The sequence below is a fragment of the Flavobacterium succinicans genome, assembly GCF_001662485.1.
Classification (GTDB): Bacteria; Bacteroidota; Bacteroidia; order Flavobacteriales; family Flavobacteriaceae; genus Flavobacterium; species Flavobacterium succinicans_A.
In genome coordinates, this window is the sequence record NZ_JMTM01000065.1 from 43948 (window position 1) to 65130 (window position 21183).

Below are 21183 nucleotides of genomic sequence, written 5' to 3' on the forward strand. Positions count from 1 at the left end.
AAAATTTTTCCTACACAATAAAGCCAATTGATTCTCTTAAAGGGCCAACTGTTTAAACAACCTCCTAACAATTAATCCCAACACTGCTAAAAACCCAGCCAAAAATCCACCCAACACCAATCCTTTCGCTTTACCAAACTTTTCCTTTTTCAAGGGTAAAATCGGTCGATCAATCACTTGTATTAAGGGTGTTTCTTTTCTGAGCGTAACTTTGGCTAATTCGGTTTGTTTAACTAGTTCCGTTAGAATAGCGGTATTGGCTTGGACATCTACCTGTCGGCGAGCAGAAGGTGCTCTACGAACATTTAATGCAGGGTTCAAATTGAAGGTATTGTCGTTAGCAACCGCTACACCAGTAATGGCGCCATTCAATTCACCACGAATGGAATCCGTTTGGCGGACCAAAATATCCATGTTCATTTTGGCTTTCTTACTTTTGGTAGTCACATAAAAATCAGAAACCGTTTTCGCCAAACTTTCGCAAAACTGTTTGGCAAATAGTTCGTTTTTATCGTTAACATCTATATTGATAATGGCAATTTTTTTATCTTTTTGGGCCACGGACAAACTAGTTTTGGAGAGTTCATCGTACATCACTCCTAAAATACTATCATGTACTCGGGTAAAATAGGTACGTTTCACATTAGGTAAAAACTGTATCTTTTCAAATTTGGGTTTGCCTTCCCATTTGTCTCGCCATTCATTATTTTGAATATACAACTCTGCCAAAGTAATGGGTTTACCATTTGCATCGGGTACTGTACTCAACAACGTCTTTTCCACCATCGCTCGGGACTTGAATAACTCCGTTAAGTTAGAGCCAGAAAACATACTACCGCCACCGCCACCAAGGTCTAACCCTAAAGAACTCGCTAATCCTAAAGCACTTCCTAATCCACCACCACCACTTTTTTCATCTTCTAATGCGAAAGACAAAGTCGCTGTATAGATGGGCTTTTTAATGAACGAATAGGTCAATCCAAGGACCGCTCCTACCAATCCTGCCAATACAATGATTTTCCATTGGGATAGTAAGTAGTCGTACCACTCTTTGCCTTTTTCAAGTAATTCTTTTAACGAGATTTCGTCGTTGTGGTTAGGTATATTTTGTTCCATAGTTCCGTTTTATCGGTTTTGGGTTGTTTATGGGTTCTTGTGAGTTGTGAGTTGTGAGTTTTGGGTTTTGGGTTATGGATTGACTGTAGGCTGTTTTTAATAAGACCTGGTTACTAAGGACTATTCACTATGGACTAATTTTCACTTTCTAACTTTCCGTTTTTAAAAGCGTCTTGACTGCGCTCGACCTAACAAAGTAGTACAAGATTTAAATTTTAAACTATTAAACCCTTCTAACTTCTATTTTCTAACTTTCCGTTTTTAAAAGCGTCTCGACTGCGCTCGACCTGACAAAGTAGTACAAGATTTAAACCTTAAACTAGTAAACCTTTAAACCCTTCTAACTTCTATTTTTTCTAACTTTCCGTTGTTAAAAGCGTCTCGACTGCGCTCGACCTGACACAGTGGTATAAGATTTAGATCTTAAACTAGTAAACCTTTAAACCCTTCTAACTTCTACTTTTTCTAACTTCTACTTTTTCGATCCCCCCTTCGGGGGCTAGGGGGATCGGGGACTTTTATTTAAACGCCGTTACAATCAACAACGCCAAACTACTGATCACACTACCGATACTCACCCATTCTCCAGTAGTCATTTTTTTAGTTTCAGGTTTCTCGGGCACTATAATTTGAGAACCTGGCAATACTTTTGGATAGGTTCTAAAAAACAAAAATTGACCGGTAACAGCTGCTTTTCCATTGGGATAAATCACGTAAGCTTTTTTTCTCCAGGCTTTGGCATCTGTGCCACCTACGGCGTCCAAATAATAAGCGAATCCACGTCCTTTTTCAAATGGAATTTCCGAAGTCAACAGCACGTTCCCAGTAACTTTAACACTTTCACTTAAATAAGACACTTCAATCTCATCCTCAGGCAACAAGGTAACATTCGAGGTACTCGTTGGTTTTTTAAGTATCGCTTTCCAATCCACTGGAATGGTAGCAAACTTCAACTCTTCTTTTAACTTCGTTTCCAGTTTATTTTGAATACTGTCTTTTTTACCCAAATTCAAATTGATGTTTTCTAAGTCTTCGATTTGTTTGGCTTGAATTGGGCGCTTGATCTTAACCCCATTAGGATCGGCTAGAGACGACAGGCCTCCTGCTCTTTGTATGATGTCATATATCTTTTCTCTCTTTTGTACCAAAGCATATTTTCCAGTATAACTAACAGCACCTTTTACAGTTACTTGCTGTGGTTTTTCATAAACCGCTACTCTTCGGATATTGATGACATCAAAAGGGCGTAATTGAAAATTTTTCAATTGCTCGTTTGAATCGGTAGTGATTTCAAAATCAAATAAGGTTACCCGATTGGAAGAAGTAACATCTTCTGTTTCTGCTTTGATCATTCGGGCAATCTCCACTCGTTTAGAAGCAGCGCCAGTAAGCCCACCCGCTTGAACAATGACATCATTCAGAGATAAATTATCAAAATAGTCATAGGTTCCGGGTTTCTTTACTTCTCCATCGATAGAAATCGTATAGTTTTCTTTAAAATCTAAGATAGAGTACACGGTAACTATATCTTCTTTTTGTAATGTAATATTGGCTAAGGCATCACCAGAAAGTGCTTTAGCCAAATCGACATTCACGATTTCGGTAGTCAAATCCGTTTTTAAACGCACAATGGTTGCACGCTTTTTATAGGCATCTTCTTTTAATCCATCAGCTTGTGTGATCAAATCTGCTATACGCATGCCATTGTAGTAGGAATACGTATCGGGTCTGAAAACAGCTCCTTCGATTTTGATACGATTCTCAAAACGATTTAAAATTTTAGTCACCTTAAAAACATCTCCCGCCAAAGGTTTATAAGTAGAAAACTCATTCGATTTCACATCTTTAACCTTAAATTCTTTGCTTGTTTTTTGCAAAACATTAACCGAAGCCGTGTAGGCCAAATCCGTAAATCCTGAAGCAAAACGCAACAAATCACTAAACGATTCTCCCGCTTTCAATTCAAAAATACCAGGTCGTTTCACTTCTCCTTCGATCGTAACGCGTTTGGTATAAGCTGGAATACGAATAACGTCATTGTCCTTTAGTCCAATATTGTCCGATTGATTCCCATTCACTAAAAAACGATAGATATCTATATTTCGGTATACTTTATTATTACGAATCAATTCTATGTTTCTATAGCTGCCGTTTTTAGAAGGCCCTCCTCCTAAATACAACGCATTGTAAACAGTCGCCAAAGAAGAAACAGAGTAATTACCCGGTTGCTTACTCCCAATCAAGGTGACTTTAATCGTACGAATACGACTCAAGCTTACCCCCACTTGTGATTGACCAGAAGCCACAGTACTATACACTCTTGCAATGGCGCCACGGATTTTTTGGGTTGCTGCCTCTATGGTCAAACCCGAAACCGCGATTTGTCCTACGTATTGTATGCTCACTTTCCCTTCTACTGATACTGGAATACTAGCATTAAATTCTTGAATACCGTAAACACTCACTTGCAATTCATCGCCAGGTCCTAAAACATAATTCACTGGAGTAGCTAACTTTAAATCCGGTTCAAAATTCAAGGTCGGATTATCAAACAATTCCGAACCAAAAACCAAGGCATTTAGCGTGTCCTTAACTTTTTTATTAGAATATTCTTCCTGTTCCCTAAGGACTACTTTTTTATTTTTATTCTTATCTAGCTCTTCTTTTTTTATTGGCTCTTTTCCGCCATCGATAGCCTTCAAACGGGTTTTCAATTTAGCAAATTCTCCAGCCGACATCCCTTTGGCTATAGCCATTGGTTCTGCTTGCTCAATAGTTACATTGTTAGCTTGCAATTGCCCCTTGATTTTTGCAATTTCCGCATCAGTCAAATAATCGACTTTCAAGGTACTTAAATCTTGACTTTTCATTAAATCCTGTGCAAACAGCCCTGACGACTGCAAAAAAGCGAATACAACAACAAAAGCAATTAGTATTTTTTTCATATTTTAGAATGTATTTATTTTCAGCCTTTAATCGACTGCTATAAGAAATAGTTCTCCGTTTTCTTTTACCTGTTCTTCTTTACTATAGTACTAAACTCCTCCTTTTCCCCGTCACCTGAACCTGTCGAAGGCTAACTCCCCTCACTTCTTTCTTCTGACTCCTCACATTTCCCTTCTCACTTTTCCCTTCTCACATTTTCCTTCTCACTTTTCACATCTCACTTTTCACATCTCACTTTCCACCTCTCACTTCTTTTCTATATTCTGCCTTCTCTATTCTGCCTTCTCACCTCTCACTCTTCACCTCTCACTTCATTCCACGGCTTCGCCACTGTGAGTCCCATTTAAAGACTCCCTATTTAAATTTTTTGCAAATTTAAGACAAATAAACAAGAATAGTAGTCTTATTTAAAACTTAAATATTGGCTTTTTTTTATTGCCTTAGTCGTTAATTGATTAACTGAATTGCGGTCGAATCGTTAAATTGTTTAACTGTTCATTTGTTGAATCATTTAACTGATTCGTAGCTTAATTGTTAAATTGCTTAACTGTTTAACCGATTCAAGCGTTTAATTAATTACCAGAAGTATTGATGAGCTGTTTAATCATCTAACTTTACACCAATTAACCGCTTACAATTATGCGATTAAACATATAAACTGCTAACCGATTACACGAATAAACTACAAAAAATCACGCTTTCTTCTTCGCTACTTTCAGTACACAACCCAAAGCTTCTAACACCAAGACATAACTAGAAGCATTAACTTCTTGCACTACCGCTATATGATCTTTAAAAACCCCCTGTTCTAACACCACTCGATCTCCGGGTTGCCAACTAGCCAGCTCAACTTCAAAAGCATCGGGTTCCGACAGCCATTGGCGAATGGAATGGATCTCCTGATCCCTAACAAGAGCAGGCTTACCTAACCAAAACAAATAGCGAACCACCCCAGTAACGCTAAAAACAGCATTTCTATTGTTTTCCTCCAATTGCACAAAAACATAGGAAGAAAACAAAGGCACTACCACCTTTTTTTTACGATCACTCCATTGTTGTACCTTGACCACAGTAGGACAATAAGCCGTAATACCAATTTCACTAAGCCTTTCAGCTACTTTCTTCTCCCATTTGGGCTTTGTATAAAGTACGTACCAGTTCATTTTCAGTTTTCAGTTTTCAGTTTTCGGTTGTCGGTTCTCTGTTTTCGGTTCTCTGTTTTCGGTTGTCGGTTTTCGGTTGTCGGTTTTCAGTTATCGGTGGTTGGTTATTGGTTACCATTTGTTGGTTATCGGGTTTTGGTTATTTAGTTATTTGGTTATCGGTTGTCGAGTTTCGGTTTATTTCTTACCTCAGCTCATTACTCACAACTCAACTGATAAATGACATCTAAAAACAGCGAACTCAAAAAAGAAAACAGAACACTCACAACTGACAACAGAGAACCGAAAACAGAGAACCGATAACTGATAACCGACAACCGAAAACTGATAACCGGCTACCTACTCAAACTTATTCCAATTATTTTCTACATACAGTAAGAATTTATATAGCTGTGCTCCTAATCCATCATAGTCTTTAATTAGTTTTGAAACTACTTCAAAATGCTCGGGATATAAGATTATAATTTTCTCAAGATGATTGATTGTTTCCAAATTACTACTGTGAGAATATACCAAAAATTTTATGAAATCAGCCTGATATCTTTTCCTTCCATATCCTTCCACAATATTTGTAATAACAGAATCTGAAGACCTTCTTAACTGACTTCCCAATTCGTACAACTCATATTTAGGCAACTTCAAAGACATCTTATGCGTTTCTAAAAACAAATTCAACCCTTTTTTGTATATCTCTAAATCTTTGTAACTTTTCATTTATAGCATATATATAATTAAAAATCAATAAAAACAGTCATACATTATTAAACTCCAACTATCATACAACTGAAAACAGATAACTGAAAACAGATAACAGATAACCGATAACCGATAACTGATAACAGAAAACCGATAACTGAAAACCGACAACTACAAATACTGCTTTTCGTAATACGACGCATACGCCCCCGAAGTCACGTTATGCAACCACTCTTGATTACTCAAATACCAATCGATAGTTTGCTCTAAACCTTCTTCGAAAGTAACAGATGGCTCCCATCCTAACTCTTGGTTAATTTTACTAGCATCGATAGCATAGCGCAAATCATGCCCTGGACGGTCTTTTACATAGGTAATTAACCCTTGTGAAGTGCCTTCTGGGCGACCTAATTTTTCGTCCATGATGCGGCACAAGACTTTTACCAAGTCAATGTTTTTCCATTCATTGAAGCCACCAATGTTGTACGTTTCATGATTCTTTCCTTTATGGAAAACCAAATCGATGGCTACAGCATGATCTTTCACGAACAGCCAATCTCTTGTATAATTACCATCACCATATACAGGCAAAGGTTTATTTTGAATAATATTATTGATAAAAAGTGGAATCAATTTTTCAGGAAAATGATACGGCCCGTAATTGTTCGAACAATTCGTAAGCACATAAGGCAATCCGTACGTTTCCCCATAAGCACGCACAAAGTGATCCGAGCTCGCTTTGGAGGCCGAATAAGGGGAATTAGGATCATAAGCCGTTGTTTCTGTAAACAAGCCTTCAGCTCCTAAAGTACCATACACCTCATCAGTAGAAATATGATAAAAACGTTTCCCTTCAAAAGCATCCTTCCACTGATTTTTAGCGGCATTCAATAAAATCATGGTGCCAAAAACATTGGTTTTCACAAAAGCCAAAGGATCCGTAATCGAACGATCCACATGAGATTCCGCAGCCAAATGCAAAACACCTTCAAATTGATGTGCAGCAAACAATTCATTGATAAAGGCTTCATCGGTGATATCCCCTTTTACGAAAGTATAATTCGGTGCTTTTTCAACATCCTTGATGTTTTCAAGATTCCCCGCATAGGTCAAGGCATCTAAATTAAAAATATGATAGTCAGGATACTTTGTTACGAATCGTCTCACCACGTGCGACCCAATAAATCCTGCTCCACCTGTAATCAATATTTTTTTCATTTTTATAAATATTTAAAATCTTTATTCTTTATTTACTTGGTTTTAACTGTTGAATCGTTGAAATATTGAATCGTTGAATTGTCTTTTGGAATAATCCCTCACCAACAAACAATCAAACAACACCCCCATTAACCCTCAAATTTAAATCCTAGCGTCCCTTGCGTAACCCCTTTGCGCACTTTGCGGTTAAACACCACCACCATCTAACTATCAACCGATAACTGATAAATGATAATTCACAACTGACAACTGACAACCGATAACAGACAACTGATAACCGAAACCCTACAACTTCCCATCCACCGCTACTTGCAGCACCCCTTTCACATCATACAAAACACTTTTCTCCTTTCTCAAAGCAGCGTAATCCATATCCAAGAACGCTTGATGGGCTACTCCCAAAACGATAGCGTCAAAAGTAGTCTCGGGCAATTCGTTTAACGTAGCTAATCCGTATTCGTGGGCTACTTCTTCTGGATTCGCCCAGGGATCATAAATCGTAACCTGAATGCCATACTCTACAAAAGCACGAACCACGTCTACGATTTTCGTATTGCGAACATCAGGGCAATTTTCCTTGAAAGTGATACCCAACAATAACAATTGGGCACCATTAATCGTAACCCCTTTTTTAATCATCAATTTCACCACTTGTGAAGCTACATACTCCCCCATACTGTCATTCAAACGACGTCCAGCCAAAATAATTTCGGGATGATACCCTTTCTCTTGGGCTTTTTGTGCCAAATAATACGGATCCACTCCAATACAATGTCCGCCTACTAAACCCGGTTTAAAAGGCAAGAAATTCCATTTAGTTCCAGCAGCTTTTAAAACGGCACTGGTATCAATGTCTAATAAATTAAAGATTTTAGCCAATTCATTGACGAAGGCGATATTGATATCGCGTTGGGAGTTCTCGATGACTTTAGCGGCTTCAGCCACTTTGATCGAGGGAGCCAAATGCGTACCCGCTATGATAACCGATTGGTACAAGGCATTGACTTTTTCCCCTATAGCTGGTGTAGATCCTGAAGTAATTTTTAGAATTTTTTCTACCGTATGCTCTTTATCTCCTGGATTAATTCGTTCAGGCGAATACCCTGCAAAAAAATCAACATTGAATTGTAGTCCAGAAACTTTTTCCAATACTGGCACACACTCTTCTTCGGTTACCCCTGGATATACGGTAGATTCATAGATAACAATATCTCCTTTTTTTAATACACTCCCCACAGTAGTACTGGATTTATACAAAGGCGTTAAATCAGGGCGATTGTTTTTATCTACGGGAGTGGGTACCGTAACGATGTAGTAAGTACAATCTTGAATGGCTGCTATAGCACTAGAACACAACAACCCTTTAGCATGTACTTCAAAATCACGCACTAAAACCGATTGAAGTACCGCATCGGTTACCTCTAAAGTACTATCAGTTCCCTGTTGTAATTCAGCTATCCTTTTTTCGTTAATATCAAATCCAACCACGGGATATTGCGTTGCAAAAAGTCTAGCCAAAGGCAATCCTACATATCCTAGACCGATCACGGCAATTTTTATTTTTGTATCCAAAATCACTACTTATTTAAACACCCTACTTTCCGTTGACTGTTTATTGGGAGTGCAAATATAACAAAAATCTATACAGCTATTCTTCACAATAAAAAGCTATAAAAAAACAAAAGGTTGCATCCCTAGAATTCGGAATACAACCTACTGTAGTTGAAGCACTAAACTTCAAATAAAACAACAAAAAAAACCAAAAAAATCACTGTATTTAGTGATAGATTTTTTAGACCTAATTGGCTAATTATTTAAAGGGTTTATTCGTCACACCGTTTAATCGATAAATGGTTTAATCTATTAAAACAAGTAAACGATTAAACGGTTTAACTTTTTATAACAACCCTTTACCCATTCTGCGACAAGCTAAAAACCCACAGCTGATAACCGATAACTAAAAACTGTTAACTGAAAACCGATAACTGACAACCGATAACCGATAACCGATAACTGACAACCGATAACTGATAACCCCCTACGCCCCTATCCTATGGTACACAAAACCAATCGCCTTCATCTTCTCAGCATCTAAAATATTTCTACCATCAAAAACAAAAGCTGGTTTTTGCATGCTATCGTAAATGCTTTGCCAGTTGTAAGTTGTAAATTCATCCCATTCGGTTAGTATCGCAATCGCATGTGCTTTTTCACAGGCTTCATAGGCAGAAGCCGCGGCACGAATATGTTGTTGATTTTGTGTGGTGGTTCTTGACGCTAAGTAGTCCAAATCGGCGAGCACTTTTTTAAACGGAACTTTAGGATCATACACTGAAAGTTGTGCTTCTTCATTGATCAAATCATCGGCCACATAAATAGCTGCTGATTCGCGGGTATCATTCGTATCTTTCTTGAACGCCCAACCCAAGAAAGCAATCTTTTTATCGGCTACCGTGTTGTACAAGGTTTGTACTATTTTGTTAGAGAAACGTCTTTTTTGATGATCATTCATGATAATGACTTGCTCCCAATAATCGGCTACCTCCTGCAAACCATAGGATTTAGCAATGTACACCAAATTCAAAATGTCTTTTTGGAAACAAGAACCGCCAAATCCTACAGAGGCTTTCAAAAATTTGGAACCAATTCTACTATCCATTCCGATAGCTCTAGCCACTTCATTCACATCGGCACCGGTTTGCTCACACAATTCAGACATCGCATTAATAGAAGAGATACGTTGTGCTAAAAAAGCATTAGCCGTTAATTTTGACAATTCTGAAGACCAAACATTGGTAGTCAAAATCTTTTCGGGAGCCACCCAATTCGCATACACCTCCACTAAAGCTTGGATCGCTTTTTGTCCGTCTACAGCAGTATCCCCTCCAATCAAGATTCGGTCAGGAAATAACAAATCGTTTACCGCAGTACCTTCCGCTAAAAATTCAGGATTGGATAAAATTTGAAATTGTACGCCATTACCCGTATGATCTAAAATACTTTTAATCGCTTCGGCGGTGCGCACTGGCAAGGTTGATTTTTCAACTACAATTTTATTGTCTTTGGCTATTTTAGCAATCTGACGCGCACACAATTCGATGTATTTTAAATCGGCCGCCATCCCCTTTCCTTTACCATACGTTTTGGTAGGAGTGTTCACAGAAATGAAAATCAATTGCGCTTCGTCAATAGCTTTTTCCACATCTGTAGAAAAAAACAAATTGCGCCCTCGTGCTTCTTGTACTACTTCAGCCAAACCTGGCTCATAAATAGGGATATTGTTCACGTCAGCATCATTCCATGCCGCTATTCTTTCTTGATTCAAATCCACCACCGTCACTTGGATATGGGGACATTTTTGTGCAATAACCGCCATCGTTGGTCCTCCAACATATCCAGCGCCTATGCAACATATTTTTGTAATTTTCATACTACTATTCATTTTTCATTTCTTTCCTTCTCTATTCTGCCTTCTCACTTCTCGCCAAGATTTTCCCAATACCAATGCACTGCTTCTTTTAACCCTTCTTGTAAAGAGTACTTAGGTTCATACCCCAACAATCGCTTGGCTTTTTCGATACTGGCTAACGAATGAGGGATGTCCCCTGCTCGATTCGGACCATATTCAATTGGAATGTTTTTTATCCTTTCATCAAATTCCCCTAAATACGTTTTCAAATACCCCACAAGATCATTGAGTGTATTTCGATCTCCAAAGGCAGTATTAAAAACTGTATTGATTGCTTCTGGATTAGCAGTAGTTATCGCCAATTCATTCATCTGAATCACATTATCAATATAAGTAAAATCCCTAGAATAATTCCCATCGCCATTAATTTTTGGACTTTCAAGCGCCATCAATTGCATTACAAACTTCGGAATCACAGCGGCATAAGCCCCTTGCGGATCTTGCTTGCGCCCAAAAACATTAAAGTAACGCAAACCGATCGTCTCCATCCCGTAGGCCTTCCCGAAGATTTCGGCGTACAATTCATTAACATATTTGGTAATCGCGTAAGGAGACAAAGGCTTCCCAATTACATCCTCAACCTTTGGCAGTCCCTGAGAATCCCCATAAGTTGACGAACTAGCAGCATACACGAACCGTTTTACTTTGGCGTCTCTTGCCGCGACCAGCATATTCAAAAAACCAGAAACATTGACCTCATTAGTCGTTACAGGATCCCCAATAGAACGAGGCACAGAACCCAAAGCCGCTTGATGCAATACATAATCTACCCCTTCAACCGCCAAAGCACAATCATTCGCCTTACGAATATCGCCTTCAATTAATTTGAAATTAGGATTGCCTTCTACTGCCGAAAGATTATGTCGGTGCCCGGTGGCAAAATTATCCAAAACCACCACTTTATAGCCTTTAGCTAAAAAATACTCCGTAAGATTAGAGCCAATAAAACCAGCTCCACCCGTGATTAAAATCGTTGTTCCCATTACACTTTTCTTTCCTTTTTTAACCAATCTATAAGTTTAGACAACCGATTTTTTACCGGCTCAACTTCATGATATCCACTAGCATAAGTATTATTTCCATAGCCGTATCCATAGCCATATCCATAACCTGTTCCGTACTTTGCCTTGTTTTCAAAACCGTTCAAAACAATACTCGTATTCTTTAATTCTCCTCTTTGCACTCTGTTATTAAGCAAAGTGACCATGTCTTTCTTAGAGAAATTCTGACGTACAATATAAAGCGTAGCATCACAATACTGATCCAACTCGAGCGCATCCGACACCAAACCTACAGGAGGGGTGTCTAGAATAATGTAATCATATCTTTGTTTTAGTTCAGCAATCAGTTCTCCCATTGCTTCACTGATAATTAATTCGCTTGGATTGGGCGGTATTGGTCCTGATAATATAACGTCTAAAAAAGGAACTTCGGTAGTATTACTAATTTCCTCAATCGAATTTTGGTGAATTAAATAATTAACAACCCCTTTATCATTATTCAAATTAAACTCTTCAAAAAGTTTTGGTTTACGTAAATCCAAGCCCACAATTACCGTTTTTTTCTCGCTTAAAGCAAAAACTGTTGCAATGTTAATAGAGCAAAAAGTCTTTCCTTCACCACTTACCGAAGAGGTAATCATGAGTGTTTTCGCCCCATCTACCTTTTGTTTTTTATACAAAAATTGCAAAGAGGAGCGAATGGCACGAAAGGATTCTGACAACGCTGATTTGGGTTTATTAAAAACGGCTAAATCAGATTTATCTTTATTCACTCCCACAACACCTATTAATGGGATCTTTGTTAGACTACTCAGTTCATCCGTATTTTGAATAGAATTGTTAATGAAGAAAATAATCAAAACCACAACAAGTGGGATTAGAATACCTAAAAACAAAGCTAAAACATAATTTACCGATGTTTTTGGGCCTATCAATCCTCCCCCAACATCTTTTGCAGGATCAATAAAATGAATATCAGACAAACTAGCGGCCTTAACGATATCCGCTTCACTGCGTTTTTGTAAAAATGTATTGTAAATATTATCGTTCAGATCATATTTACGTTTGATTTTTATCAATTCTTGTTGGTCATCGGGTAATTGCTTAATTGCACTTTCCGAAACTCCAATTTTACTGTTTATTGTCGCTAAATCGTATTGGAGCGCTTGTTTAGCGTTTGTTATATTTTCTAATAAAACATTTTTGACCGCCATCATTTGATTGTCAAAATCTTTAAATATTTTTTCGCTTTTAACTGCATAAGCCATTTCTGAACGTTGTGTAGATAATGCTATTAACTTTGAGACATTAACCACAATATTTGGATCTTCAATTCCTGCTACCGATGGCGCGGGAAGTTTTGAATAATCGACGCTACTTTTTAAATAGGCTTTTAAAGAATTATAGTAAGCCAATTTCCTAGTTATCTCGTCTTTCTCTAGGTCATACTGAAGCATTTTATCCGAAAACTTCACACCGCCATCTTCGATATCGATAATATTTTTGTCTTTTCTAAAAGTTTTCAATTCGTTGCCTGTTTCTTTCAATTGCGACTCCATGGCAATCAACGTACTATCAATAAACGCAATGGTGTTTGTTGCAAATTGGTTTTTGCTATCCAATTGACGTTTGATTAACATTTTTACGGTAGCATTCAGATAATCTACCAAACGTGCTTTGTTTGTACCTTGCAAACTTAAGGTCAGGATAGCTCCCCCTTGATCATCTGCTTTTACGCCAATTCCTTTATAATTTGAAACTGTTCCGTCAAAATCATTGAAACGAACAAAATACTCAATCCCTTTGTAGAACCCTGGATTATCTTTAATTTGCACTTTCCAATTCAAAAAAGGTAAAGTGACAACTTCTCCCACTCTATATCTTTTCTTAAACTCACCTACAGCAACGGCGGTATTAGATTTAGAGTTATCTGCATAATGAATCAATGAAACAGCGTTGTTCTCAAAAGGAATTTTTATCTCGTACACTGATTCTGATACAAAGGTGATGCTGATTAGAGTTCCTGCCAATTGCCCTTTCTTTTTATCCAAAATCAATTCGAATGGTACAGCACCATAAGCATCAATTAAATTGTATTCTCCTTGAACCAAATAATCGATATAATATTGTAGTTTCTCAACCACCAACTCGTTATGGGAACGCGATTGCAAAATAGTGGTTATGGACTGAACTTCATCCGAGACGCCGCCCCAATTGAAGGTCAAACTAGTATTTGAAGTAAATAGTGGATTGTTTTCTTCTTTAACAGAAATTAGGGTTTCTAAACCATAGATTTTTTCTTTTCGAATGTTTACTTGGTAAGCTATAAAGAAGGCAATGGCCAAACTTATCAAAAACCACTTCCAGTATCCTGCGATTTTTATCAAAAAGCCTTTAAAATCAAATGTGGTTTGATTTTCAAAAATGGAAAAATCTTTTAGGTCAAGCATTTTCTAGAAAGAGGGTTTAATTTTTTAACAATAAATAGGTCGTCGTTACCAATGAAAGCAAGGTAATAATTGTTCCTAAGGATTCTATTCCTGTTTTACCCGTTCCCCAAGACTTTTGCTTGAGTGGTTTTACGTAGATATAGTCATTAGGTTGTAAATAATAATATGGCGAGTTGATGACCTTTCTATCGGTTAAATCTAAATCATGCATTTCAACACCAGTAGGCGTTTTTCGCATAATCGTCACTTCTTTTCTATTACCCACCATAGTAATATCGCCTGCATTTGCTATTGCTTCCAATATATTTACGTTATCTTGAAAGAGTGTTTTAGTACCTGTACTATTCACTTCACCATTAATAGTATAACGAAAACCTGAAAGTTTTACATTTACAAAAAGATTCGCCTCCTTGTTAAAATATTCTTCCAGCAACTGTTTCTCAATTTTCAATCGAACTTCCTCTAAGGTATAGCCTAAAACATTTATTTCGCCTAGAATAGGAATTCGGATATTGCCATGATCATCTACTCGAAAACCATTAAAATACAATCCGCTTTCCGAATTTTGCATCATGTTATCGTTAGTATTGGCATTCGTATTAAAAATAGCCACCAATTTCGGATCAATCGCTTTGAGGTTGATACTCAAAATGTCATTGGTTTGCAATCGATAGGGCTTTGATCCAATGGCGGCAATGGCTTTTTCTGGAGATTCCGACTCTTTTTGCTGTAAATAAGTTAAATCTTTTGTTGGTATACAAGACGTTAAAAGTAAACCACCTATTAGGATCAAAAAGAATATCGATTTATTCATGCTATTAAATTTGCTACAAATATAGTGCATCATTGACAATTAACAGAAAACAAAAACCATTAATTGGAACCCGTGTTTTTAAATGAAGACTCAAAAGGAACTCGCTGCAAAATACTTCTTCCAAGCGTGACTTCGTCTGCGTATTCCAACTCGTCACCAACTGCAATTCCTCGTGCTATAGTAGAAACAATCACTTCGGAATTGGCGATTTGTTTATAAATATAAAAATTAGTCGTGTCCCCTTCCATTGTAGAGCTTAACGCAAAAATTAGCTCCTTAACGTGACCAGAATTCACTTTTTCTAACAATGAGTTAATATTCAATTGGCTAGGTCCCATACCATCAATTGGAGAAATTTTACCTCCCAAAACATGGTAGATTCCTTTGTATTGCCCCGTATTTTCGATAGCCATTACATCTCGAATATCCTCTACAACACAAATTAAATGATGAATTCTTGATGAATTTGCACAAATCTGGCAAACTTCTGTGTCCGAAATATTATGACAATTGGAACAAAACCGAATGTCATTTCGCATATTGGTTAATGACTCGGTTAAAAATTGTGTCTGATCTGAAGGCTGTTTGAGTAAATGCAATACCAAGCGCAAAGCCGTTCGTTTACCTATTCCTGGCAATTGAGCCATTTCGTTTACTGCTTTCTCTAATAATTTTGAAGAAAATTCCATAGCCACAAAAATACGTTTAAAATTGAAAAAACTCTAGTTTTACAGGGAAACTAGCTTTAGAATCAAAACTAATAAGATTTTAAGAGTCCTTGTATTTTTACAACAAACTAATTATAGCTTCTTGTATTCTTTCCCGACTTTGTGCATTTAAATTAGAACTTGACGGAAGACATAACCCGCTTTCAAATAACGATGCAGCTATTGTACCGCCATAAAAAGAATATTTTTCGAAAACCGGCTGTAAATGCATCGGTTTCCATAATGGTCGTGCTTCAATATTGAATTCTTCTAAATACAACCTAAAAATTTCCGGAGTCAGTCCATTCATTTTTTCTTTGTCTATTAAAATGGTGGTCAACCAATAATTTGAAAAAAAATTGCTATCAGGCTCAGAGAAAACCGTAATTCCGTCGTAACTAGCGAACAAATTACTGTAAAATGAATGATTGAAACGACGCGCTTGTATGCGATCTTCTAGCACTTCTAATTGTCCTCTTCCAATAGCCGCCGCTATGGAACTCATGGCATAATTATACCCAATTTCGCTATGCTGATAATATGGCGCTACATCACGAGCTTGAGTTGCCAAAAAAGTAGCCCTTTCTTTTTGCATTAAATCGGAAAGCAACAAGGCGCCTCCACTAGAGGTCGTAATGATTTTATTTCCATTAAAAGAAAAAATCCCTATATCCCCAAGGGTACCACAAGGCTTATCTTTATACCGACTCCCTAATGCCTCAGCGCTATCTTCCAAAATAGGAATAGAATATTTATGCGCTATAGCTTGAATTTTTTCAACTTGAAAAGGCATGCCGTACAAATCAACAACAACGATGCATTTTGGCTTTTTGCCTTTTCGGATGCTATCTTGAATTGCCTCTTCTAAAGCTATCGGACACATATTCCAAGTTTTTTCTTCACTATCAATAAAAATCGGCGTTGCTCCAATGTAAAGGACGGGATTGACAGAAGCCGAAAAAGTCAGGGTTTGACACAAAACTTCATCACCTGATTGAACCCCTAACAGCAATAGTGCTAAATGAATGGCCGCCGTTCCAGAATTTGTGCCAGCTACAAATGTATTTTGATTCAAAAAAAGAGCTAAATCATTCTCAAAATCCTGAACCACATTTCCTCCAGAAGTAATCGCATTTGCTTGAAATGCCATTTGAACATATTCTAGTTCACGACCACTTGGATGTGATTCCGAAAGAAATATTCTTTTATTATGCATGGCAATCAATTACATTTAATATCATCTTACCTCCTATTGTAGAAATACGAAATTTAGAAATAGTTTAGGAAGATTAACTATTCTTTCGAGACAAAGAAAAGAAAAATAATTCTATTCATGTGCTAAAAAAGAAAAAAATATCTTACAATATTTTCTTCTCAACATGGCGAAAACACGAACTATTTTAACATTGAACAAAGATACAAATTAGAACTTTTATTACAACAAAACGTTTGCAAAACACAAATCGGTCGGGAGTTAAATGAGCATATGTCGACGATTCTAAGAAATGAAAATACTGTAAAACTAGCTCCGTTCTATTTATTACATCAATTCAGCAAATCAGAAATAAAAAAACCAACCTAAGTTTACTGTAATTATGTTAAGCTAAAAATTAAAAAAAGAAGTTAGAATAGTATTGACAAAAAAGTATCACCTGAAGGAGTTGTGAAAAACTTTATAAAAATTAATTTTTCAGGACAGAAAGTACTTCCAAAACATTCAGATTCCAATTTAAAAATTGACAAACAATAAAAAAATGTTATTAAAAAGTTAAATAATTTACTATGAAAAAAATGTTAATTTAATTCTCCAAAATAAATTATATTTGCAAAATTAAGCAATAATAAGGCATTCGATTTATTTTTATTAATCCATTCGGCCTAATTATAAAATTATTATAAAAATAAAGCATCTCTTTTTTCTACCTTTAAAAGTTGAAAAATTTGTAGCATTTAAAAAAACAACCCCAAATCCAATAAATTACAAAAACTTAGTAGATGCCATTTATTTTAAAATCTTTAACAAAAGAAACTCTAAATTCGGTAGTTCTCGAAAAATACAACAAATTAAAGCTATCTTTGTTTGTTTTTCCTTTTTCATTATTACTTGCACTTGTAGTGTTTCTATATAGTAAAAATTCATTAAGTGTTTTAAATTATGTTGAAATTCAAAAAAGTTATTTTTACTTAATTAATGCTCAATTATCTAAATTTCCAGATCTTATTTACAATCTTACCCAATTCGGAGATGCCTTAGTCTTTTTTTCACTATTAAGCCCTTTAGTAGTATATACTCCTAAAATTTGGGAAGCACTATTATCTTCTTCAATTATATCCTGTATTCTATCAAGAGTTTTAAAAGACATTTTTTCTGTTCCAAGACCTGCACAAATCTATGATGTCACTAGCTTTAAAATCGTTGGTGAGAAATTAATTGGATTTAGTAGTTTACCATCAGGCCATTCAATAACCATTTTTTCTACACTAACTGTTTTGTTATTTGCATTTGTACCTAACAAATTTTATTTAAAAATTGCCTGGACTGTTATTTTTATATTACTAGGATCCGCACTTTCATTAACAAGGGTTGGAGTAGGTGCACATCACCCACTCGATGTTTTTACAGGTGGGATAATCGGATGTATATCGGGACTTTCAGGCGTACTCATGAGTGTAAAATATAAGATTTGGACTTGGATTAATTACAAAAAATACTATCCTATTTTCATCTTACTATTTCTTATTTGTGGTGTTGTTTTGATCACGAAAATAAATGCTAAAAATCTATCTATCTTTTATTTTGCTTTAGCTAGTTTGCTTTTCTCACTTTATAAAATAATTTATGTTTACACTAAAAAATAGTTTAAAATCAACTCACTTTGCCTTATTATTGAGTTTTTTGAATTTCATATTCTTCCATCTGCCTTTTTTTAAATTTGTATTCAATAATATTGATTATAAAAGCTTAAACGGAATTGTTCTAATAATTAGTCTAGTCATTACGGTATTAGTTTTAAATGCTTTAGTGTTTTTATTATTGCTTTTTGTGTCTCACTACATGGCTAAAATACTCTTAGTGCTATTCTTTCTGGTTAACTCGGTTGCCGTATACTTCATAAACACCTATAGTGTAATTATTGACGAAAGCATGGTTAGTAATATACTCAATACAAATTTTGAAGAATCTAGTAATTATTTTTCGATAAAATTGATTATTTACTTTGTATTCCTTGGCGTTTTACCAAGCTATTACATTATAAAAGCTAAAATTATAAATGAATCCAAAAAGAAAACACTCATTACTATTAGTTTAACTTTAGTATTCATACTCTCCTTAGTATTTGCAAATGCAAGCAATTGGATGTGGATAGATAAAAACTCAAAAACACTCGGCGGATTAGCAATGCCTTGGTCATACACTGTGAATATTTCTCTTTTTTACAAACATCAAAAAGAAAAGAACAAAAAGGAAATTTTATTACCCAATGCGACCATAAAAGATAATGCAAAAGCGGTGATTGTTTTAGTAATTGGAGAATCTGCAAGAAGCCAAAATTTTTCATTGTATGGATACAAAAACAATACAAATCCATTACTCTCCAAAATACCTAATTTACACCATTTTGAGGCTACTTCTACTGCAACTTATACAACTGCTGGTGTAAAAGCAATTTTAGATTATAAAAACACGGGGGATTTATATGAAATTTTACCTAACTATTTATTCAGAAATGATGTAGATGTATTCTGGAAAACAACCAACTGGGGCGAGCCTCCACTTCATATAAAAAACTATGAAAACAGAGAAATTCTAGCACCGCATTGCAAAGGCGAACCATGCAATTATGATGAAATCCTATTAACTGGACTAAGAGAACAAATTAAATCCAGCAAAAAAAATAAAATATTAGTAGTTCTACATACAAGTACAAGTCATGGACCAACTTATAGCAAAAAATACCCCGCTTCATTTGAAACCTTCAAGCCTGTTTGTAATAGTGTAGAATTAGGTAATTGTACCCAAAAAGAACTAATTAATGCTTATGACAATACAATTGTCTATACCGATTACATCTTATCTCAAGTAATTGGAGTATTAAAGGAATTGAAGGAATACAATAGTTCCATGATTTTCGTTTCAGACCACGGAGAATCGCTTGGCGAAAACAATCTTTACATGCACGGCATTCCAATAGAAATTGCACCAAAAGAACAATATGAAATCCCATTTATTGTTTGGGTATCAAATGGTTCCAAACAACTAAAACCCCAACAAAAGCTAACCCAATACCACGTTTTTCATAGTGTATTAAACTTTCTAGGTGTACAAAGTCCAGTTTATGATGAAAAAATGAACATTTATAAATAATCCATCTCTAAAAACATTTAATCAAGAAAGGCTTTCTAATATTGATTCGTAGTCAATAAGACTAAAGTACAAGCTACTTCTTTTTGAATACCATTTAACGCTAACAATTGATACAATTCTGGATTTTCTGTACCTGGATTAAAGATTACTCGTTTAGGCTTAGCTTCAACTATATAATTATAATAATCTCTTTGACGGATGGGGTTTAAATATAAGGTAATGGTATCGATATTCTTTAACGGTATCGCTTTGGTTTGAATTTTAATTCCAGCCACCTCACCTGCATTTTGACCTATTGCAATTACAGCATGCCCTTTATCTACCAACATCATTATTGCTTTGTAGGCGTACTTTTCTGGTTTTGAAGTCGCTCCTAAAACTAAGGTCTTTTTATTTTTTGTCATTTTTATGTAAATATATAGTGCAAAAGTAGTCAAAAAAAAAGGAAGCACTTCCATTGTTTATGCTCGAAAATCGTAGCAAACAAAAACAATAAATTAACAAACGAGTAAGTTTTATCATTCCAAAAATTGTAGCTTTGTGTTAAAATTAAACCTATGGAATTATTCATTTATCTTTTTGCTGCTTTGTTTTCCGTTTTAAACCCAATCGGAACAGTTCCAATTTTTGTTGGATTAACACAAAACGATGCACAATCAGAACGCAACAGGCTTTCGCTTTGGACCGCAATTAATGTATTCATCATTTTAGTAGTGTCGTATTTGGTTGGACAATATGTGCTCACTTTTTTCGGAATAAGTATAGATTCCTTAAGAATCGCTGGTGGAATAGTTATCGTAAGCTCTGGATTCTCTTTATTGTCTGGAAAATTCAATAAAAAAAGAGGAATCAACAAAAAAATTGAAAATGAAGCCCAACAAAGAAATGATATCGCTCTAACACCTTTAGCTATTCCAATGCTTGCTGGCCCGGGATCAATGTCATTATTAATAGCATTCTACAATCAACACAAATCTACCAATGAGATAATTATTTCTATTGCCGCTATTCTTGCTATTTCAACAACCATATATATTATTTTAAGAAGTGCTCACTATTTAGCAAAAGCGCTAGGAGCCTCTGGAATTGTTGCCATTTCTCGTATCGTGGGATTTATAGTAATTGCTATTGGGATACAATATATAGTTAGCGCCTTAATCAATATCATTAAAGCTAATTTTTAACTAAAAAAGCCAGTCAAAAATTATTTTTGACTGGCTTTTTTAGTTAAAATCTT

The 21183-nt window shown here is 35.8% G+C and carries 16 protein-coding genes; 3 read left to right on the forward strand and 13 right to left on the reverse strand.

The features are described 5' to 3' along the window. Positions 1-36: 36 nt before the first annotated feature. The 12 genes from FLB_RS11685 to FLB_RS11740 all read right to left on the reverse strand — a co-directional run bounded on the left by FLB_RS11685 (position 37) and on the right by FLB_RS11740 (position 16796). Positions 37-1116, reverse strand: coding sequence for a Wzz/FepE/Etk N-terminal domain-containing protein (locus FLB_RS11685; RefSeq protein ID WP_064716149.1), 1080 nt, complete (start codon positions 1114-1116; stop codon positions 37-39). A 518-nt stretch (positions 1117-1634) separates the two neighbouring features. Continuing rightward, positions 1635-4061: an SLBB domain-containing protein gene (locus tag FLB_RS11690; RefSeq protein WP_064716150.1), complete on the reverse strand. Its 2427-nt coding sequence runs from the start codon at positions 4059-4061 to the stop codon at positions 1635-1637. A 693-nt stretch (positions 4062-4754) separates the two neighbouring features. Continuing rightward, entirely contained in the window at positions 4755-5225 is a 471-nt protein-coding gene (locus tag FLB_RS11695) for a UpxY family transcription antiterminator (protein ID WP_064716151.1), read from the reverse strand. A gap of 339 nt (positions 5226-5564) precedes the next feature. Further along, positions 5565-5939, reverse strand: a complete 375-nt coding sequence (locus FLB_RS11700) for a four helix bundle protein (RefSeq protein ID WP_064716152.1) — start codon at positions 5937-5939, stop codon at positions 5565-5567. A 153-nt stretch (positions 5940-6092) separates the two neighbouring features. Further along, positions 6093-7139: a dTDP-glucose 4,6-dehydratase gene (rfbB, locus tag FLB_RS11705; protein WP_064716153.1), complete on the reverse strand. Its 1047-nt coding sequence runs from the start codon at positions 7137-7139 to the stop codon at positions 6093-6095. Positions 7140-7424: 285 nt separating this feature from the next. After that, positions 7425-8711, reverse strand: a complete 1287-nt coding sequence (locus FLB_RS11710) for a nucleotide sugar dehydrogenase (protein ID WP_064716154.1) — start codon at positions 8709-8711, stop codon at positions 7425-7427. A 466-nt stretch (positions 8712-9177) separates the two neighbouring features. Further along, positions 9178-10569: a UDP-glucose 6-dehydrogenase gene (locus FLB_RS11715; RefSeq protein WP_064716155.1), complete on the reverse strand. Its 1392-nt coding sequence runs from the start codon at positions 10567-10569 to the stop codon at positions 9178-9180. Positions 10570-10613: 44 nt separating this feature from the next. Beyond that, positions 10614-11591, reverse strand: coding sequence for an SDR family oxidoreductase (locus FLB_RS11720; protein WP_064716291.1), 978 nt, complete (start codon positions 11589-11591; stop codon positions 10614-10616). Continuing rightward, complete coding sequence (locus FLB_RS11725) at positions 11591-14059, reverse strand: polysaccharide biosynthesis tyrosine autokinase (RefSeq protein WP_064716156.1); 2469 nt, start codon at positions 14057-14059, stop codon at positions 11591-11593. Before FLB_RS11725 ends, FLB_RS11720 begins: the two co-directional genes overlap by 1 nt. A 16-nt stretch (positions 14060-14075) precedes the next feature. Further along, positions 14076-14873 carry a polysaccharide biosynthesis/export family protein gene (locus FLB_RS11730; protein WP_064716157.1) on the reverse strand — a complete coding sequence of 266 codons (798 nt, stop codon included), beginning with the start codon at positions 14871-14873 and terminating at the stop codon, positions 14076-14078. 59 nt (positions 14874-14932) lie between these two features. Continuing rightward, positions 14933-15562: a recombination mediator RecR gene (gene recR, locus FLB_RS11735; RefSeq protein ID WP_064716158.1), complete on the reverse strand. Its 630-nt coding sequence runs from the start codon at positions 15560-15562 to the stop codon at positions 14933-14935. Between the two features lie 97 nt (positions 15563-15659). Further along, on the reverse strand, positions 15660-16796 hold the full coding sequence (locus tag FLB_RS11740; protein ID WP_064716159.1) for an aminotransferase class I/II-fold pyridoxal phosphate-dependent enzyme: 1137 nt from the start codon (positions 16794-16796) through the stop codon (positions 15660-15662). 779 nt (positions 16797-17575) lie between these two features. Between FLB_RS11740 and FLB_RS11745 the strand changes: the two genes are divergently transcribed. Both FLB_RS11745 and eptA read left to right on the forward strand, forming a co-directional pair. Beyond that, entirely contained in the window at positions 17576-18439 is an 864-nt protein-coding gene (locus FLB_RS11745) for a phosphatase PAP2 family protein (protein WP_064716160.1), read from the forward strand. Further along, positions 18420-19946, forward strand: a complete 1527-nt coding sequence (eptA, locus tag FLB_RS11750) for a phosphoethanolamine--lipid A transferase EptA (RefSeq protein WP_064716161.1) — start codon at positions 18420-18422, stop codon at positions 19944-19946. Before FLB_RS11745 ends, eptA begins: the two co-directional genes overlap by 20 nt. Positions 19947-19981: 35 nt before the next feature. On the opposite strand, the gene FLB_RS11755 is transcribed toward eptA, so the two are convergent. Further along, on the reverse strand, positions 19982-20350 hold the full coding sequence (locus tag FLB_RS11755; protein ID WP_064716292.1) for a CoA-binding protein: 369 nt from the start codon (positions 20348-20350) through the stop codon (positions 19982-19984). A 153-nt stretch (positions 20351-20503) separates the two neighbouring features. Between FLB_RS11755 and FLB_RS11760 the strand changes: the two genes are divergently transcribed. Then, a complete protein-coding gene (locus FLB_RS11760) occupies positions 20504-21130 on the forward strand; it encodes a MarC family NAAT transporter (RefSeq protein WP_064716162.1) in 627 nt (208 codons plus the stop codon). The last annotated feature ends 53 nt before the right edge of the window (positions 21131-21183 follow it).

What these genes read in the sequence shown, in the direction of transcription:
- eptA (WP_064716161.1), top strand. Translation starts at nt 18,420, where the DNA reads ATGTTTACACTAAAAAATAGTTTAAAATCAACTCACTTTGCCTTATTA.
- FLB_RS11755 (WP_064716292.1), bottom strand. Translation starts at nt 20,350, where the DNA reads ATGACAAAAAATAAAAAGACCTTAGTTTTAGGAGCGACTTCAAAACCA.
- FLB_RS11740 (WP_064716159.1), bottom strand. Translation starts at nt 16,796, where the DNA reads ATGCATAATAAAAGAATATTTCTTTCGGAATCACATCCAAGTGGTCGT.
- rfbB (WP_064716153.1), bottom strand. Translation starts at nt 7,139, where the DNA reads ATGAAAAAAATATTGATTACAGGTGGAGCAGGATTTATTGGGTCGCAC.
- FLB_RS11700 (WP_064716152.1), bottom strand. Translation starts at nt 5,939, where the DNA reads ATGAAAAGTTACAAAGATTTAGAGATATACAAAAAAGGGTTGAATTTG.
- FLB_RS11685 (WP_064716149.1), bottom strand. Translation starts at nt 1,116, where the DNA reads ATGGAACAAAATATACCTAACCACAACGACGAAATCTCGTTAAAAGAA.
- FLB_RS11760 (WP_064716162.1), top strand. Translation starts at nt 20,504, where the DNA reads ATGGAATTATTCATTTATCTTTTTGCTGCTTTGTTTTCCGTTTTAAAC.
- FLB_RS11690 (WP_064716150.1), bottom strand. Translation starts at nt 4,061, where the DNA reads ATGAAAAAAATACTAATTGCTTTTGTTGTTGTATTCGCTTTTTTGCAG.
- FLB_RS11720 (WP_064716291.1), bottom strand. Translation starts at nt 11,591, where the DNA reads ATGGGAACAACGATTTTAATCACGGGTGGAGCTGGTTTTATTGGCTCT.
- FLB_RS11725 (WP_064716156.1), bottom strand. Translation starts at nt 14,059, where the DNA reads ATGCTTGACCTAAAAGATTTTTCCATTTTTGAAAATCAAACCACATTT.
- FLB_RS11695 (WP_064716151.1), bottom strand. Translation starts at nt 5,225, where the DNA reads ATGAACTGGTACGTACTTTATACAAAGCCCAAATGGGAGAAGAAAGTA.
- recR (WP_064716158.1), bottom strand. Translation starts at nt 15,562, where the DNA reads ATGGAATTTTCTTCAAAATTATTAGAGAAAGCAGTAAACGAAATGGCT.
- FLB_RS11715 (WP_064716155.1), bottom strand. Translation starts at nt 10,569, where the DNA reads ATGAAAATTACAAAAATATGTTGCATAGGCGCTGGATATGTTGGAGGA.
- FLB_RS11745 (WP_064716160.1), top strand. Translation starts at nt 17,576, where the DNA reads ATGCCATTTATTTTAAAATCTTTAACAAAAGAAACTCTAAATTCGGTA.
- FLB_RS11730 (WP_064716157.1), bottom strand. Translation starts at nt 14,873, where the DNA reads ATGAATAAATCGATATTCTTTTTGATCCTAATAGGTGGTTTACTTTTA.